Source organism: Enterococcus spodopteracolus (assembly GCF_030441955.1).
Taxonomy (GTDB): Bacteria; Bacillota; Bacilli; order Lactobacillales; family Enterococcaceae; genus Enterococcus_B; species Enterococcus_B spodopteracolus.
In genome coordinates, this window is record NZ_JARJHD010000003.1 from 148,243 (window position 1) to 164,250 (window position 16,008).

Below are 16,008 nucleotides of genomic sequence, written 5' to 3' on the forward strand. Positions count from 1 at the left end.
AGAAATGTTTGATAGTTTAAAGTAAAAAAGTGAGATTCACGCGAACCCCACTTTCTGTTAAAAATTAACGGCGTAAGCCTAGACGTTGGATCAATTCACGGTAACGTTGAACGTCAGTTTTACGTAAGTAAGCTAACAAGTTACGACGATGACCAACTTTTTTCATCAAACCACGGTATGAATGATGATCTTTTTTGTGAACACGTGCATGTTCGTTCAAGTGGTTGATTTCTTCAGTTAATACAGCGATTTGTACTTCTGGAGAACCAGTATCTCCTTCATGACGTGCGTAATCTTTGATGATTTCGTTTTTACGTTCTTTTGAAATTGCCATTTCTTTCACCTCGTTTAATTATTCCCCTGTGACTGAGTAAAACGTTGGTGATTCGTTTAACCAAGTAACAGGACATATGCTTTAAACATACAGCTATACTTTACCTGAATCTTTCTAATAAATCAAGTGTAGAATCCTTAAGAAAATCTAGTTGATTAAACAATCAGGCTACTACTTTTTCAAATTTATGGTAAACTATTAACCGAAAAGAGAGTGTTTGATAAGAAAGGGGTACATATTCCATGATCACAATGGATGATATTATTCGAGAAGGCAATCCAACATTACGTGAAGTCGCGCAAGAAGTCACTCTTCCACTCAGTGAGGAAGATCTTTTATTAGGAGAAGAAATGTTGGAATTTCTTAAAAATAGTCAAGATCCAATCAAAGCAGAAGAATTAAATTTACGTGGTGGTGTCGGCCTAGCTGCGCCCCAGCTTGATATTTCAAAACGGATCATTGCGGTCCACGTACCAAATCCAGATCCAGAAATCACAAAACCGACGTTGAGTACGGTCATGTATAACCCAAAAATCTTGAGCCATTCCGTCCAGAATGCTTGCTTGGGTGAAGGTGAAGGCTGTTTATCAGTCGATCGTGAAGTTCCTGGGTATGTTGTGCGCCATGCAAAAATCACGCTTTCGTATTATGACAAAAATGGGGAGAAACAAAAAATCCGTTTAAAGAATTACGAATCAATCGTGGTGCAACATGAAATTGACCATATCAATGGCGTAATGTTCTATGACCATATCAACGACCAAAATCCTTTTGCCTTAAAAGAAGGCGTCTTGGTGATCGAGTAATAATGGATAATCACAAAAATGAACAGAGAAAAGCAACTTCATTTGCTTTTCTCTGTTCATTTTTTCTACCGTAAAAGATCATCTCTGATTCCAGCATTTTACGTCCGTGGATATCAATCATTTATAGTCAGCTATCTGGACAAACTCTTTGTCCTTTGTCTCTAAAGTTAACAATAATGCGAGCATAGTCACTCTTTTTTCAAACTCAAGCTTCTTTTGTTTGTCTAACATCTTCTGTTTTATTCTCTCTACAAGAGGGATTTCGCTTATGTTCGTAGAAGTTATTTATCTTGTTGAAGAAGAACTTGATTACACGTTTTTAGTTGTGCGCTCACCTCAGCTACATTAAGTTTTCCATCGATAATTGACTGTTTCGGGATTTCCTACTTGTTCAATTCTCATTTTCAAAAAACCTTGCATTGGCACAGACATCAGCGTTGCTCGATCTTTCTTGCTTTGCTTATCTTATTGTTGTCTTATAAACTTTTTACTATAGTCTTCATAGTCTTTTATTCTTTTTCTAAAGAAAAAAACAATGCAAGCATCTCTGCTTATTTGTTGAAATCATTACCACTTTCAGTCATCTTGTCCTTCGGATTTTGGTTACTCAACGTTCCGACATTGTTTTTTGTTGGTATGTTTTTTTCTGGGGTATCCCGAAATTCTTTCCAAATTTAGTTGGTCGGAAATCAGTTAACAATGTAGCCATCCTAACGTTTTCTGGATTGGTTTGTTTGGTTGTCTCATTTTCTGCTGGAATGCTTCTCCCTTTTTTAAATAGATTATTGAACCGAGTCACAATACTACTAAAGCAATGGGATTTACTTTTAGCTTTCTTTCTAGTGTTCGTGCTTCGATCATTCGTTTCTACCATTCTTATTTGATACGTTTGACTTTTTTTTGAATTGATTGATCAGTCGCTTGATCAACCACTCGTTTTATTGGTTTTTGTAGTGGCTCTAGCTTCATTTTGCCTCTGGTTTCAGGCACTATCTGTTCAAATAGCGTACTTACATTTTTGCACAGCTTAAGCTCATCTAAGGATTCCTTTATAACCCCTTCCTTATTTTGTGAAGTTTCTTTTCCAAATAAGCATCTTTTAAGATTGTCCAATTCACTCTTCTGTTCATTTGAACGAATTTTGGCCACTATAACTTGGTCTTCTTTTACTATCGTGCTTAATTGGGTAACGACACTCTTGAAATCCTTAAGGTTATCATTGACTACTACCTTAGCTTTTTGTGGTTCGATCGTATCTAGCGAAGTGAATGTCCGTTCATATTTCTTTGTCTCTTCATTTAACGGTGGAAGCACATCGATAGTTGCTTTTTTGGTTACCTCTATAGGAAAGGTGTTATTTTTGATAACTGATTTTGGCACACGATTTGCCCATAATTCTGGCTCACGCTCCCATGGCGCAACTACTCTTTGCTCATTTTTCCAAAAAACAAGTCTACCTTGTAGTTGATTTCTTTGAAGATACAAAACTCGCAGAGCATGATCAAACACATCATTTCTAAAACCGTCCATTATTTGATCCATTTGCTGATGAAGCGAATCTAATGGTACCCATATCTCAACCTCTTCTCTTTTTTTTACCGCTTCAATCAGGATCAATTCAGAATGATGGAGCAATAGGTTTTGGATCCCCGCATCTGCAATCTCTTCAAGGATTTGATTATCAGGTTCCATTGTTTGTGCATATTTTTGGCTCTCTTCCAATAATTGCATTGGATAAACAGCATTTAAGTTCAAATCTGTACTTTCTCTTATTACGTGAATGATTTCTTTAAGTAGAGGATTGTCTTGTATTGCTCTTTCTAAATCCATGGAATTAAATGAACGCTTTTTTAAGGCATGAAAAATCATTTCTATGTAGACTTTCGGATCATAGGGTATCTTTTTTTGTCTATGATCTAAATGATCCAATTTTTCAATTAAGCCTTTTCTATTCTTATCTTCACCAAAAATCAATATGTGTTTTAAGTTCTCGACATTTTTTTCTATTGGAGAAATCATTTTCTGCGGGTCATGGATCGATACAGGTTCGCTCAGTTTCTGTTCTATCTTTCTTTCTTTTGATACTTTGCGTTGGTGTAATTCCCCTTGTACTTCCTGTTTTTTCTTTTCTAAACTAGCTATCATTCGTTGGATCATTTCCTTAGCTATCGGAACCTGGATAAATGGTAAACGACCATTGATTATATTGGTTATGTACTTTTTTCGATTAAGATATTCTATTAAATCATCAGCAGAAAACTCTGCAAGCTTACTCGTAGAATGAATGCCCAGTGACTTAATGATATTGTTGGATTTTTCTTGGATCAGGTTCTCATCTATAGTTGGGAGTTGTCCAGGATTATTGAATATTGCTGAAATATATGGATCTTCCTTAAAAAGAAACTGAATTTGTAGATGCCATCGACGATTTTTAGTATAAATATTTTTTAAAAATTCACTTTTGAGCTGCCCTTTTTTACATAAATAATAAAGGTATATATAATCCAACTGCCGATTTAGCTCTGGATTCTTTCCTTTTAAAGCAATCAGAAATCGATTACGCATTTCCAAAATTGATTCAGCATGTTCTGAATGCCATTTAGGCGTCACTTGCTCACTCGTATCTAAAGAAAAGAGATCTTTTCTACAATTATATAAAATTGTTTTTAAAGAAGCATCGACTTCGCTAACGGAACAATTTCCACTCTTTTGTCCTTTCATCGTGATGGCCGGTATACCGATCGATTCGTTTTGGATGGAAAGAGTTGCTAATCTGTTCAATACAAAATAGGGTTTTCGAACTTCATGAAATCGCTCATCAAGAAATAGTTGACTTAATTTCAAAATATTTGTTGGAGGAATCTCAAAATAAGAAACAGTTTGATCATCGAATCCTTTCTCTTTATCCACCTTCATAATTACAAAAGAGTTATTCTTTTTATAGACTGTTAATCCACATGTATGCGACGAAATCTCTCCATACTCCCCTGGATAAAATGAAGAGGGAATAAGTATGAAATCTGTTGGATCATTATTTCTCAATTTTTCCAAGATCATTTGAACTTGTTCTATTTTCTCAAAATCATAAAAATCTATTGTCCGATTTAGCGATTCAATGATATTTTCTTTTTGTCTCTTTTCAATAAAAAAATCATCTTGATCATCACGAATCATTTGAATATACGTTGAGAATAATAATTGATAATCTTTATTTAAACCAAAATTATTGATATTTTCTTGTAGTGATAAAGACAAAGCTAATATATCCAATTTTTTTCTAAATTCATTCGTTGAGTCAGTTGTTGTTTGATCTAACATCGTTGACCTCCAAATAATTATTATTTTTTATCCATTCGTTTTCGAATACGTATTTTTAACTTAGTCAGCGAGAAGGCTCCTTGACACGGACCGTTTACTTGCTTTGCAATTGAAACCTTGGGTCCTCCATCATGATGGCTTGAATCTCTTCCCATAGTGGATATTTGCTACCTGCTTTTATTTGGTCAATCAACTCTTTAGGTTGAAGAGAGAAATTCTCAAAAGGTTGTTGAATGAGATCGTCGACTAACCCGTCCATATAAACCAATGGGTCATATGGATTTGTTTTTTTCCTGAGTTCTCTATCATTCAACTGTTGTTCCAAATTGCTTTCAGCTACTCCAAAGCAAAGAATTTTTTTGATTTGTTCCTCGAAGCATTTTTCTCCCTCTTTCAATAAAAGTATTTGTAGCATTTCTGTTCAGTATAGTTAAAGTTTTGCCATAGCATAAATCAATTATTTTATAAATAAAGAAAAAATGAGATTGAGATAGAAGTAAAAACACTCCTATCTCAATCTCATAAAGTAAATTATTGATTCCCTTCGAACAAGATACCTGCTTCTGCCAAGCCTTGTTTGATTTGTTGCAATACTTCCTTATGTGAGTAACGGATCGTATGCAGATGGATCCCATCCGTTAATTCAGACAATAACGAAGCCTGACTTTTCCGATAACGTTTCATAAATGAACGAATATCTTCTGCTGTCTTGATATGAAGCATTCCTGTCAGTTCGCCATACAAGGGATGCTCAACGATAACGTCTAGTATCTCGCCACCATGAGCAACGATCAACTGTAATTCTTCCTCTGTTTGTTCTCTCTGATGTTGTACTGCGATTTTACTGATGAACCCATTTTTGGCTTGTTCATCTTCCAAAAGATATCCTCTGGCCGTCGCCACGATCGCTTCTCCTGCCGCTCGTAGCAACGCAATGTCTCCTACAATGATTTGGCGGCTGACACCAAAACGAGTAGCAAACTTACTGGCACTGACAGGTTTCTCTGCATCAACTAGCGTTTCAATAATTTCTTTTCGGCGAGTTTCTCCTTCAATCATTTATCTACTCCATTCGTTTCTTTTGATAGTTTCGTGAGTGCTTCATGATATCTGCATAAGTAGCTAAGATCGTCTCACTGTATTCTGGTGTTTTCAACCAACTAGCAACTTTATCCAACACTTGTTGTTCTCTTTTTTTATCATAAACCGCTTGGTTAGTTGCTTGTTTGACGTCACCGATCTTCGTGACGGTAGTCATTCTTTTTTCAAGTAGTTCTACTAATTGGTGATCGATTTGATCAATCGATTGTCTCAACTCTTCCAATGCCTCTTCAGGCATTGGTTCATCGATGCGTTTGATGATCCGTGCCGGATTCCCTGCGATTACTACATTATCTGGGAACGATTTGGTCACGACTGCTCCCGCCCCGACCACGACATTGTCTCCTAAAGTCACTCCAGGTGTGATGATCACTCCACCACCTAGCCACACATTATTGCCGATCTCGATTGGTTTAGCAAATTCTAACCCACTATTTCGCTTCACTGGATGTAGTGGATGTGTGGCAGTATAAAGCTGAACATTAGGGGCAAACATGCAGTTATCACCAATTTTGATCGTACTGACATCTAAGAATGTACAATTAAAGTTCGCATAAAAATTCTCACCTACATAAATATTATAGCCGTAATCAAAATTGATTGTCGGTTCCATATAAATCTTCTCGCCGGTAGCACCAAATGTCTCTTTAAGTAATTGACTGCGAAGTTCACTTGTTTCCGCTTGGTTGATGATCTGGCTTTGACTTCGAGCAAATTTTCTATCGGCTGATAATTCTGGATCACCCGCAAAATAAAGTTCGCCTGCAATCATTTTTTCTTTTTCTGTTTTAGCTGTCATTTTACACTCTCCTGTACTTTTTTGAACACCTTCGTTCCATCTGTTTGGACAAATCGGTACGCCTCTGATAGATAGACAGAGGTCTGATTGATGACTAATAGTTTCGCTTGTGGTGAGCGAAACTGGATCAAATCACAAAAAGGATGGACTTGGAAACTTGTCCCTACAATCACAATCAAGTCGGCCTGACTGACAGCAAAAGCTGCTTGCTCTAATACTTCATCCTGGAACCCTTCTCCATATAACACAATATCTGGGCGAATTTGGCCACCACACAGTTGATGCTTATCACTGGTAAGATAATCTTGCCAGTCAACAGGTTGATGGCAGTTTCGACAATAACAATGATACAGATTCCCATGAAAATTAACTAGTTTTTTACTTCCAGCTTTCTCATGTAACCCATCGATATTTTGCGAAACGACCCATACCTCTTTTTCTTTAGCCAACTCTACGATTTCTCGATGGATGATATTCGGGCGTGCTTCGGGATGATAAAGATGTTTGAGAAACGAATAAAATTTTTGTGGTTCTTCATCGATCGCTTGATGACTCAATAAATATTCTGGACGATCCAGCCCTTGATAAACACCTGTTAGTGAACGGTAATCAGGTATTCCAGAAGGTGTGGACACACCTGCCCCTGTTAGAAAGGTCAGTTTTTGACTTTCAATTATCGCTGTCGCTGCTTCTTCAATTGTTTGTTCCAACATTTATCACTCACCTCTCTTCTATTATAATCGAAATAAAATGAAACATACCCTCAATCGAATGAAAATTCAGAGATTTTTTTTGAGAAAATACTCACAAACATCACTGACAAAACAATGAAAACGTGCTACAATACCAATGATCTGTATATTTTTAGTATGAAATGAGGTGAATCAATATGGTTGCATTCTTAATTTATTGGGGCGTTATTTTAGCATGTATCGCTTGGTTAGCATTAAGTATTTATTTCTCTATCTTCTATTTAGTACGTAAAGAAAATGGAAATCTATGGGCGTTTGCCTTTTTCAATGTATTGGCAGCAATTGTTCTAGCAATTACATTAGTTGTTTATCGCACATGGGGCTGGGGGATCACACAATACTCTAGTTTGATCTATCTCGTTTTAGCTATTTATGGGGTAACAGTTATTTTACAAGCCATTCTTGGTCGTGAACCTAAGAAAGCTACAGCTTAAAATATTTTTAGATAAAAAAGAAAACAGACTGCGTGATTTTGCAGTCTGTTTTTCGTTATTTTACTATCATTTAAGTTTTGCATAAAATGTATAATTATTCTTTTTTTGAAAACATTCTCTTTTCCTTTTTTCATGAAAGAAATTAAATAAACAGTATTTTTCTTTATTTATCAACTTTTTTCTGCAAAAATGTAGTTTCTCATTGACAAAGTGGCTACTCTATCGTAGACTATTTTTTGTATAAATAACTGAATACGAGATGCCTCAATCAATGAGGTAGAGGTCGCGAGAATCATTAAACCTGTGGAGTGGAGCAAACATGTGGAAGCAGGGCTAGGGAGGATCGCCGAAATGTACTTTTTTTTGCTTAAAAAGTATGTTGGGACGTAAGTTAACAGCTTACGGACTGTCTTAGCAGTGATGCTAAGTTGCGCTATGTTTTGTGAGAGGTTTATCACTCTGTGAAATTTAGCGGCCCTTTTGTACCTACAAAGTGGTCGTTTTTTATTTCTCCTTGATAAGCAACTGCAATGCATGTATTCGACCACTCGTGTCAAAGCGCTTTGGTTACCAGCCAAAGAAGCTGAGCGAACGTTGGTCTTATCAGTATATGTCTGAAGGACCACGTACGTGAACAAACAAAAAGGAGAAGACAGATGAAAAAAAATTCAGTTACACTCACTCTAATTTTTACGTTTATTCTATCGATCTTTAGCTTGACCACTTTGGCTCATGCAGATGATAAAACACCGAGCGATCAATTTCGTGTCGGAATGGAAGCTGGTTATGCGCCCTTTAACTGGTCTCAACAAACAGATGCAAACAATGCCTATCCAATTCAAGGACAAAATAGCTTTGCTGGCGGATATGATGTTCAAATTGCCAAAAAGGTAGCTGAAGGTTTAGGTAAAGAACTAGTCATTGTCCAAACGAAATGGGACGGTTTACCGCCTGCCCTTCAATCCGGAAAGATCGATGCAATCATTGCCGGCATGAGTCCAACGGCAGAACGCAAAAAGGAAATCGACTTTACTGATCCATACTATGAATCAGAACTTGTGATCGTCGTACAAAAAGATGGTAAGTTTGCGAATGCGACTAGTTTAGAAGATCTTTCTGGCGCAAAAATCACTGCACAATTGAATACATTCCACTATAACGTGATCGATCAGATCCCAGGAGTGGACAAGCAACAAGCAATGGATAACTTTTCAGCCATGCGAACAGCACTAGCTTCTGGCATGATTGACGGTTACGTCAGCGAACGTCCAGAAGGCGTAACAGCCACAAGCGTTAACCCAGCCTTGAAAATGCTCGAACTAGATGAAGCAAATGGCTTTCAAACAAATCCCGAGGATGTCCAGATTGCTGTAGGGATGCGTAAAGGTGATCCTGATCTCCAACAAGTCAACCAAATATTAAGTGGCATTTCTCATGATGATCGTATTGCTATCATGGACCAAGCCATTGAAGACCAACCTGCGTCAACGGATGGAGATGCAGAAGAAACTGGCTTGCTCCATGATTTCAAGACGATCTGGGATCAATATGGCAACATGTTCTTACGAGGAGCTGGTTTGACACTATTTATCGCATTGATCGGTACAGTTGTAGGAACAACATTGGGTTTATTGATTGGCGTCTTTCGCTCAATTCCAGAATCTGATAATAAAGTGACACGCTTCTTCCAAAAAGTAGCTAATTTCTTGTTATCTGTTTATATCGAAGTCTTCCGTGGTACACCAATGATGGTTCAAGCCATGGTCATCTTCTATGGATTGGCTCTAGCCTTTGGTATTTCTCTGGATCGCACGATTGCTGCGTTGTTCATCGTTTCGATTAACACTGGTGCATATATGACTGAGATTGTACGTGGTGGGATTTTTGCAGTAGATGGCGGACAATTTGAAGCAGCCCAAGCGATCGGCATGACACACAGTCAAACGATGCGTAAAGTAGTGATTCCGCAAGTATTGAGAAATATTTTACCGGCTACTGGAAATGAGTTTGTCATCAATATCAAAGACACCGCCGTATTAAGTGTCATTGGTGTAGCAGATCTATTCTTCCAAGGGAACTCTGCCTCTGGTGCCAACTTCCAATTCTTCCAAACATTCACGATCGTTGGGATCATCTACTTGATCATGACCTTCACGATCACAAGAATCTTACGTGTGATTGAGAAGAAAATCGACGGACCTACTGCGTATACAAAAATTGAAGAAGTCAACAACGCGAACCTACAGGAATAAGGAGGCAGTCCTATGAGTGAGAATATCATCAAAATCAATCATTTAAGTAAAAAATTCGGCGACAATGAAGTGCTGAAAGATATTAGCATGACCGTCAATAAAGGGGAAGTCGTAACCATCATCGGTTCCTCTGGTTCAGGTAAATCAACATTCTTACGTTGTATCAATTTACTAGAAAAACCATCAGGCGGCGAGATCATTTACAACAACGAAAACGTCTTAGCACCAAAATATAATTTACCAAAGTATCGGACAAATGTCGGTATGGTTTTCCAATCTTTCAATCTTTTCAATAATATGAATGTTTTAGAAAATTGTATTTCTGGACAAACTACTGTCTTAAAAAGAGAGAAAGAGCATGCCCGTAAAGTGGCAATCGAAAACCTAGAAAAAGTCGGTATGAGACAATACATCGAAGCTCGCCCTTCTCAACTATCTGGTGGTCAAAAACAACGGGTCGCTATCGCTCGTGCTCTATCAATGAACCCTGATGTGATGCTCTTCGATGAGCCAACTTCTGCCCTTGATCCTGAAATGGTTGGTGAAGTTTTGAATACGATCAAAGATCTAGCCCATACTGGATTGACAATGATCATCGTAACCCATGAAATGGAATTTGCGAAAGAGGTATCTGACCGAGTGATCTTCATGGATAAAGGTGTGATTGCGGAAGAAGGAAGTCCTGAAGATATCTTCGTTCATCCAAAGGAAACACGTACGAAAGAGTTCTTGTCACGCATTTTGAATAACCAATAAAGTATCAAATCACCCTTAGTATTCAAACTACCGCAACTTGATTGAGCAAGGTCATCCTACTCAAAAAGTTGCGGTTCTTCTTTTTATTTATTGTTTTTGTTCCGATCGCTTTATCGGTTGAACTTTTGCGCAACCTCACGTAACATGTGGTTGTGAGAAACTTCTTCAATTAAGAAGATTCAGATATTGGAGTAATCTTTTGACTAACATTTTTTCGAGGCAGTGAAAACACGCTACTTATTGCTATCACAGGGTTAGCAGTCATTTCGTCAATGTGTAGCATCATTCTAGAGAATTCGATAATTTTCAGAAAATTGTTGCAATTCATCACATAATTTGTTACTTTTAACAAAATACAAAAAAGTAAAGGAGTTTTCTATGTCAAAAAAATTATCATTCAAAGAAAATCTATTCATCGGTTCCATGCTATTTGGCCTATTTTTTGGAGCTGGTAATCTTATATTTCCTGTCCATATGGGGCAAGAAGCTGGTGCGGATATCTTCTGGGCAAATCTTGGCTTTTTAGTTACAGGGATCGGTTTACCATTCTTAGGTGTTATTGCGATCGGTGTTTCAAAGACCTCTGGTGTCTACGAATTAGCACAACGAATCAATAAAACTTATGCACTTATTTTTACTGTCTTACTTTATTTAGTCATTGGTCCATTTTTTGCCTTACCACGTTTGGCAACTACTTCTTTTGAAATTGGCTTAGCACCTTTTATTCCAGCAGAAAATCAAACATTATTTTTAGCTATTTTTAGTTTCTTATTCTTTTTAGCTGCTTGGTGGTTATCCAAACGTCCAACTAAAATCTTGGATTATGTTGGTAAATTTTTGAATCCCGCATTTTTAGTATTACTAGGCATCTTGCTATTACTTGCTTTTATCAACCCACTTGGCTCAGTGGCGGATGCGCCTGTACAACCTCACTACCAAAACCAAGCATTCTTCACTGGTTTTACACAAGGATACAACACGTTGGATGCGTTAGCTGCCTTAGCTTTTGGGATCATTATCGTCACAACGATTCGTGGCATGGGTGTCACAAAGCCTTCTGATATTGCAAGAGATACGATCAAATCAGGCGCGATCAGCATCGTTTTGATGGGGATCATCTATACCCTACTTTCTTATGCAGGAACAATGAGTTTAGGAACATTCCCTATGAGTGCGAATGGTGGTATCGCTTTGGCACAAATTGCTGATCACTATCTAGGAACTTACGGGAGTATCCTATTAGCCTTTATCGTGATTCTTGCTTGTTTAAAAACAGGTATCGGACTGATTACTGCATTCGCAGAAACATTCACTGAATTGTTTCCTAAAAGAAGCTATCTATTCTTTGTAACCGGAACAAGTTTATTGGCATGTTTAGTTGCAAACGTGGGCTTGACGAATATTATTCAGATTTCTTTACCGGTCTTGATGTTTATTTATCCGTTGGCAATGACCTTGATCTTACTTGTGTTGTTTGGCCCATTATTTAAACAACGTACTTCTGTTTATCGAATGACCACATATTTCACATTACTCGCTTCCATCGTGGATGGACTGAATGCTTGTCCTGATTCAATTAAGCAAACAAGTTTCGTCAAAGGAATTTTAACATTCGCTGATTCCTATCTTCCATTCTTCTCATTAGGAATGGGCTGGATCACACCAGCATTGATTGGCTTTATCATCGGATTACTCTGGAGTTTCTTCAAAAATGAAAAAAAGTCTGACTTGATTGTTAGCTAACAAAACAAAGAGATGTTTAACTTTTTCTATAAAAAAATTAACAACTTTGGTAAACTTTCGTCACAAAATATTCACAACTCACCTTTAATATATAAGTATACCAACAAACAACCCTAACAACACTTTTTCATTTTTAACTCCTTTCCTGCTAGCTCCCCGGCTAGCAGGTCCTTTTTTTATTCATACCTATCCAACAAATCAAGTTCTTTGAGAATCTTTAGATCCGCTCTCTCTAGTAAGGAAAACATATAAAAAAGCTATGAAAAAGCAATCTACTTTTTCATAGCTTTTATTCTTATTTAGATAATCGCTCTTGGTCTCCCGTAGGTGAAAGACTAGTGATTTTTTCGATTTGTTCAATTGGGACGATTCGGATTTGTTGCTCTTGGTTTTGCAAGCGGATCATCACTCGCTCGTGTTCAACTGTTTTCGTTGCTACCCAACCGGAAAAGGTTTCGTACTTATTGCTTAATGGTTTCTCGCGCACTTGTAGAATCACTAAACTATTCTGAGCTGCAGCTTTCTGGAGTTCTAGAATGAACTCACCTTGTAACCGTACATTCTCAGCTTTTTCTTCTGTGTCATTCACAAATGAATCAAAAAGTTGAAACGAAGTATTAGTCACTAACTTTGTCAGCTTCTTCATTGGTGATACTGTTTCTTCATCCATTGAATGTACCCCTCCCCTAGCTAAGAATATGTTACTTAATTACTCTTATTTTATCCAATTTTTCTTAAAAAAACAAGAATATAGTTTAATTTATACCAACTTTTATCTAAAACATAAAAATAATACAATTGTTATTTTATTTCACTTCCATCCATAATTCAAGCCATTTTTCCAAGCCTTCATTGATCAATCGATAGGTTTCTTCAAAGTTATTTGTGTAATATGGATCAGGGACATTTTGTGCTTCCTTACCCATGACCGGACTCAAAAATAGTTGGATTTTGTCTTGGGCCTCAATAGGCGCTAATTGCCTCAAATCGGCAACATTTGATTGATCCATGCCAATGATCCAATCAAAATTCTGGAAGTCTTCTCGACGTACTTGGCGGGCAATCATTTGACGTGTATCCACGTGCTCTTTTGCCAATATCGCTTGGGTACCAGGATGAGGGGCACTACCTACCTCATAAGTACTCGTTGCAGCAGAATCAATGACGAAAGAATCTGCCAAATCCTTTTCTGCCACTTTCTTTTTTAATAACCCTTCTGCCATGGGTGAACGACAAATATTTCCCAAACAAACAAATAATACTTTCGTCATAACATTCTCTCCTTTTTGTTCCTACTTGATGGAATCGATGAAAAAGGTCATTCGTCTCTTGTCTCCATTTCTTCTTCTAGTGCGTACAACCGATACGAATACAATTCAGTATCTTTGGCTAAACGAAAGAACTGCATGGCAACTTCTAAGGGTGTTTCTTTATAACCTTGTGTGATCCAATTGACTAAGACTCCACTACAGCCATAAGAGAAAAAACGCGCATAAAATAATTTATCTTTGGAAGTTAGTTGTTTTTCTTCATCCATTTGCTCAAATATTTTAATAAATGAGGGTTGGATCAACGCAGAAAATTGCTTTTGCAGAATCTCCTGTTCTGAACTAACGGTACTTGAATAGAACTGTTTATTTTCGGCAATGGCTTTTAACATCAGCAATGCTTGCTCTTCCCAATTATCGAGAGAAAGCGATTCTGTTTTTAGGTAATGCAATGAATCTTCATAGTACACCCAACGCAATAAATCATACTTATCGGTGAAATGATAATAAAATGTTTGTCGGTTGATGCCTGCTTCGTGTGCGATCTGTTGCACACTGATTTTGCGAAAAGGCTGTGTTTCGCAAAGCAACACCAAGACTTTTTTGATCATTTGTTTCGTATGTGAAGCGTCTCCCAAAATGATCCCTCCCATCTCTTCAATCAATATTCTACTATTTGCTCTTTCAATAGAAAAGAGTGATCACACTTGGTAGTCATAGCCAAAGTGTTCATACGCATAGGCGGTAGCGATCCGCCCGCGAGGAGTCCGTTTCAAAAAGCCTTTTTGGATTAAAAAAGGTTCATACATATCTTCGACTGTTTCTCGCTCTTCTCCAATATTAACGGATAATGTGCTTAGACCGACTGGGCCCCCACCATACAGCTCGATCATCGTACGTAGCAATTTCTGATCGACATAATCCAATCCTGCTTGATCGACCTGTAAGAGTGTCAATGCGCGGTCAGCAATCAACTGATCGATCTTGCCATTTCCTTGTACTTGGGCAAAATCACGCACTCGTTTTAACAAGCGATTAGCGATCCGCGGGGTCCCACGGGAACGTCGTGCGATTTCTAAAGCCCCTTCGGTGATGATCTCCGTTTGAAAAATATCGGCAGATCGTAAAACGATTTCTCTCAAATCTTCTTCTTCATAGTATTCCATATGCGAAATGATCCCAAAACGGTCACGTAAAGGTGCAGACAGCATCCCTGCTCGAGTCGTTGCACCGATCAACGTGAAAGGTGGTAACGGAAAATGAACGGGGTGAGCGGTCGGCCCTTGCCCTACCATGATATCTACATAAAAATCTTCCATCGCCGAATAAAGCATTTCTTCTGCCACGCGAGGTAAGCGATGGATCTCATCAATAAACAAGACATCCCCTGCTTCTAGTTCATTCAAAATTGCCACCAGATCTCCGGGTCGCTCAATGGCTGGTCCACTTGTCGTACGGATATTGACTTGCATCTCATTTGCAATGACCATAGCCATCGTTGTTTTCCCCAAACCTGGAGGACCGTATAACAAGACGTGGTCTAGCGGTTCTTCACGATTACGTGCCGCTTCGATGTAGATACTCAATTCTTGTTTGACTTTATGTTGACCGATATATTGCGCAAGCAATTGAGGGCGTAAAGATTTTTCTAAACTCAATTCATTCTCACCAGGTTCTGGTGAGAGAAGATATTCATCTGTCATCAAGAATCCTCCTTACTTTTTCATCATCAATTTCAATGCTTGCCTTAGATACTCATCCGTTGTTTGATTGTCGATTTCTTTGAGTTGTTTCTCTACTCGTTTGATTTCACGCTCACTGTAGCCGAGAGCAACTAAAGCTTCCATTGCCTCTGACAAGGCAGTTGCATCTTGCACCGTTGCTTCATCAAATAAAGAAAATGGCGTATCGATACTCAACTCGCCAAACTTGCCTTTTAGATCCAAGATCATTTGTTGTGCTGTTTTTTTACCTACACCTGGGAACTTCGTCAAGTAAGTCACATCGCCAGTTTCCACCGCTTGGATCAAGCCGGAATGATCGTCACTCGCCATGATCGCTAAGGCACTTTTCGGTCCGATCCCTGAAACACTGACTAATCGTAAAAACAATTGTTTCTCTTCGAGTGAATCAAAACCGTATAGTAAATGTGCATCTTCACGAATAACTTGATGAACATAGATTTTTACTTCTTTATCTAACTTACTACTATAGCGATAAGGGTTACCTAACGCAATTTGATAGCCCACCCCTTGCGTTTCTACAACGATATAATACGGACTGATAAAAGTCACGATGCCTCTTAGATATTCATACATTGAAATTTCCTCTTTCTTTCGCACACATACGTTCCCATATTTCTATCCATTGTAGCATACTTTGCGATTTAAAAAAAGTGTTCCCAAAAACAGAACTACGAGCTTAAGTCTTTGATAAAGACCCAAA

At 37.9% G+C, this 16,008-nt stretch carries 16 protein-coding genes and 1 riboswitch; of the genes, 5 read left to right on the forward strand and 11 right to left on the reverse strand.

Translation table 11 applies throughout. The annotated features are described in order from the left end of the window. Positions 1 to 64 precede the first annotated feature (64 nt). Positions 65 to 334 (reverse strand): 30S ribosomal protein S15, encoded by a 270-nt coding sequence (gene rpsO, locus P3R27_RS05735; RefSeq protein WP_010734375.1) that lies wholly within the window; start codon positions 332 to 334, stop codon positions 65 to 67. Positions 335 to 576: 242 nt separating this feature from the next. Here rpsO and def point away from each other — a divergent pair, with 242 nt between their 5' ends. Then, positions 577 to 1,140 carry a peptide deformylase gene (gene def, locus P3R27_RS05740; RefSeq protein ID WP_034689228.1) on the forward strand — a complete coding sequence of 188 codons (564 nt, stop codon included), beginning with the start codon at positions 577 to 579 and terminating at the stop codon, positions 1,138 to 1,140. Positions 1,141 to 2,016: 876 nt separating this feature from the next. Here the strand turns inward: def and P3R27_RS05745 are convergent. The 5 genes from P3R27_RS05745 to P3R27_RS05765 all read right to left on the reverse strand — a co-directional run bounded on the left by P3R27_RS05745 (position 2,017) and on the right by P3R27_RS05765 (position 7,071). After that, entirely contained in the window at positions 2,017 to 4,458 is a 2,442-nt protein-coding gene (locus P3R27_RS05745; RefSeq protein WP_126133816.1) for a hypothetical protein, read from the reverse strand. Positions 4,459 to 4,552: 94 nt separating this feature from the next. Next, complete coding sequence (locus P3R27_RS05750) at positions 4,553 to 4,783, reverse strand: hypothetical protein (protein ID WP_241234783.1); 231 nt, start codon at positions 4,781 to 4,783, stop codon at positions 4,553 to 4,555. 206 nt (positions 4,784 to 4,989) lie between these two features. Then, a complete protein-coding gene (locus tag P3R27_RS05755) occupies positions 4,990 to 5,517 on the reverse strand; it encodes a transcription repressor NadR (RefSeq protein ID WP_034689232.1) in 528 nt (175 codons plus the stop codon). Between the two features lie 4 nt (positions 5,518 to 5,521). After that, entirely contained in the window at positions 5,522 to 6,358 is an 837-nt protein-coding gene (locus P3R27_RS05760; RefSeq protein WP_034689233.1) for a chorismate mutase, read from the reverse strand. Further along, positions 6,355 to 7,071 carry an NAD-dependent protein deacylase gene (locus P3R27_RS05765; RefSeq protein WP_301355182.1) on the reverse strand — a complete coding sequence of 239 codons (717 nt, stop codon included), beginning with the start codon at positions 7,069 to 7,071 and terminating at the stop codon, positions 6,355 to 6,357. Before P3R27_RS05765 ends, P3R27_RS05760 begins: the two co-directional genes overlap by 4 nt. Positions 7,072 to 7,247: 176 nt before the next feature. On the opposite strand from P3R27_RS05765, the gene P3R27_RS05770 reads away from it, so the two are divergent. The 4 genes from P3R27_RS05770 (at position 7,248) to brnQ (ending at position 12,295) form a co-directional block, all read left to right on the forward strand. Beyond that, entirely contained in the window at positions 7,248 to 7,544 is a 297-nt protein-coding gene (locus P3R27_RS05770) for a hypothetical protein (RefSeq protein ID WP_010734383.1), read from the forward strand. Positions 7,545 to 7,813: 269 nt separating this feature from the next. Further along, a riboswitch (Lysine riboswitch) is annotated at positions 7,814 to 7,988 on the forward strand. A 212-nt stretch (positions 7,989 to 8,200) separates the two neighbouring features. After that, positions 8,201 to 9,796, forward strand: a complete 1,596-nt coding sequence (locus P3R27_RS05775; protein ID WP_034689235.1) for an ABC transporter permease subunit — start codon at positions 8,201 to 8,203, stop codon at positions 9,794 to 9,796. Between the two features lie 12 nt (positions 9,797 to 9,808). Continuing rightward, a complete protein-coding gene (locus tag P3R27_RS05780) occupies positions 9,809 to 10,552 on the forward strand; it encodes an amino acid ABC transporter ATP-binding protein (protein ID WP_034689236.1) in 744 nt (247 codons plus the stop codon). Between the two features lie 378 nt (positions 10,553 to 10,930). After that, a complete protein-coding gene (gene brnQ / locus P3R27_RS05785; protein ID WP_034689237.1) occupies positions 10,931 to 12,295 on the forward strand; it encodes a branched-chain amino acid transport system II carrier protein in 1,365 nt (454 codons plus the stop codon). 295 nt (positions 12,296 to 12,590) lie between these two features. On the opposite strand, the gene P3R27_RS05790 is transcribed toward brnQ, so the two are convergent. From P3R27_RS05790 to ruvA, 5 genes are all read right to left on the reverse strand, one after another. After that, positions 12,591 to 12,965, reverse strand: coding sequence for a hypothetical protein (locus P3R27_RS05790; RefSeq protein WP_034689238.1), 375 nt, complete (start codon positions 12,963 to 12,965; stop codon positions 12,591 to 12,593). Positions 12,966 to 13,101: 136 nt separating this feature from the next. Beyond that, positions 13,102 to 13,566 (reverse strand): low molecular weight protein-tyrosine-phosphatase, encoded by a 465-nt coding sequence (locus P3R27_RS05795; protein ID WP_034689239.1) that lies wholly within the window; start codon positions 13,564 to 13,566, stop codon positions 13,102 to 13,104. Between the two features lie 47 nt (positions 13,567 to 13,613). Then, positions 13,614 to 14,216, reverse strand: a complete 603-nt coding sequence (locus P3R27_RS05800) for a TetR/AcrR family transcriptional regulator (protein ID WP_404830918.1) — start codon at positions 14,214 to 14,216, stop codon at positions 13,614 to 13,616. A gap of 48 nt (positions 14,217 to 14,264) precedes the next feature. Further along, on the reverse strand, positions 14,265 to 15,266 hold the full coding sequence (gene ruvB / locus P3R27_RS05805) for a Holliday junction branch migration DNA helicase RuvB (protein ID WP_034689241.1): 1,002 nt from the start codon (positions 15,264 to 15,266) through the stop codon (positions 14,265 to 14,267). 12 nt (positions 15,267 to 15,278) lie between these two features. After that, positions 15,279 to 15,881, reverse strand: a complete 603-nt coding sequence (gene ruvA, locus P3R27_RS05810; RefSeq protein WP_301355192.1) for a Holliday junction branch migration protein RuvA — start codon at positions 15,879 to 15,881, stop codon at positions 15,279 to 15,281. Between the last annotated feature and the right edge of the window lie 127 nt (positions 15,882 to 16,008).

Coding starts and splice junctions, on each gene's coding strand:
- P3R27_RS05790 (WP_034689238.1), bottom strand. CDS start 12,965: ATGGATGAAGAAACAGTATCACCAATGAAGAAGCTGACAAAGTTAGTG.
- rpsO (WP_010734375.1), bottom strand. CDS start 334: ATGGCAATTTCAAAAGAACGTAAAAACGAAATCATCAAAGATTACGCA.
- P3R27_RS05775 (WP_034689235.1), top strand. CDS start 8,201: ATGAAAAAAAATTCAGTTACACTCACTCTAATTTTTACGTTTATTCTA.
- P3R27_RS05765 (WP_301355182.1), bottom strand. CDS start 7,071: ATGTTGGAACAAACAATTGAAGAAGCAGCGACAGCGATAATTGAAAGT.
- def (WP_034689228.1), top strand. CDS start 577: ATGATCACAATGGATGATATTATTCGAGAAGGCAATCCAACATTACGT.
- P3R27_RS05795 (WP_034689239.1), bottom strand. CDS start 13,566: ATGACGAAAGTATTATTTGTTTGTTTGGGAAATATTTGTCGTTCACCC.
- brnQ (WP_034689237.1), top strand. CDS start 10,931: ATGTCAAAAAAATTATCATTCAAAGAAAATCTATTCATCGGTTCCATG.
- P3R27_RS05760 (WP_034689233.1), bottom strand. CDS start 6,358: ATGACAGCTAAAACAGAAAAAGAAAAAATGATTGCAGGCGAACTTTAT.
- ruvA (WP_301355192.1), bottom strand. CDS start 15,881: ATGTATGAATATCTAAGAGGCATCGTGACTTTTATCAGTCCGTATTAT.
- ruvB (WP_034689241.1), bottom strand. CDS start 15,266: ATGACAGATGAATATCTTCTCTCACCAGAACCTGGTGAGAATGAATTG.
- P3R27_RS05780 (WP_034689236.1), top strand. CDS start 9,809: ATGAGTGAGAATATCATCAAAATCAATCATTTAAGTAAAAAATTCGGC.
- P3R27_RS05755 (WP_034689232.1), bottom strand. CDS start 5,517: ATGATTGAAGGAGAAACTCGCCGAAAAGAAATTATTGAAACGCTAGTT.
- P3R27_RS05800 (WP_404830918.1), bottom strand. CDS start 14,216: ATGGGAGGGATCATTTTGGGAGACGCTTCACATACGAAACAAATGATC.
- P3R27_RS05770 (WP_010734383.1), top strand. CDS start 7,248: ATGGTTGCATTCTTAATTTATTGGGGCGTTATTTTAGCATGTATCGCT.
- P3R27_RS05745 (WP_126133816.1), bottom strand. CDS start 4,458: ATGTTAGATCAAACAACAACTGACTCAACGAATGAATTTAGAAAAAAA.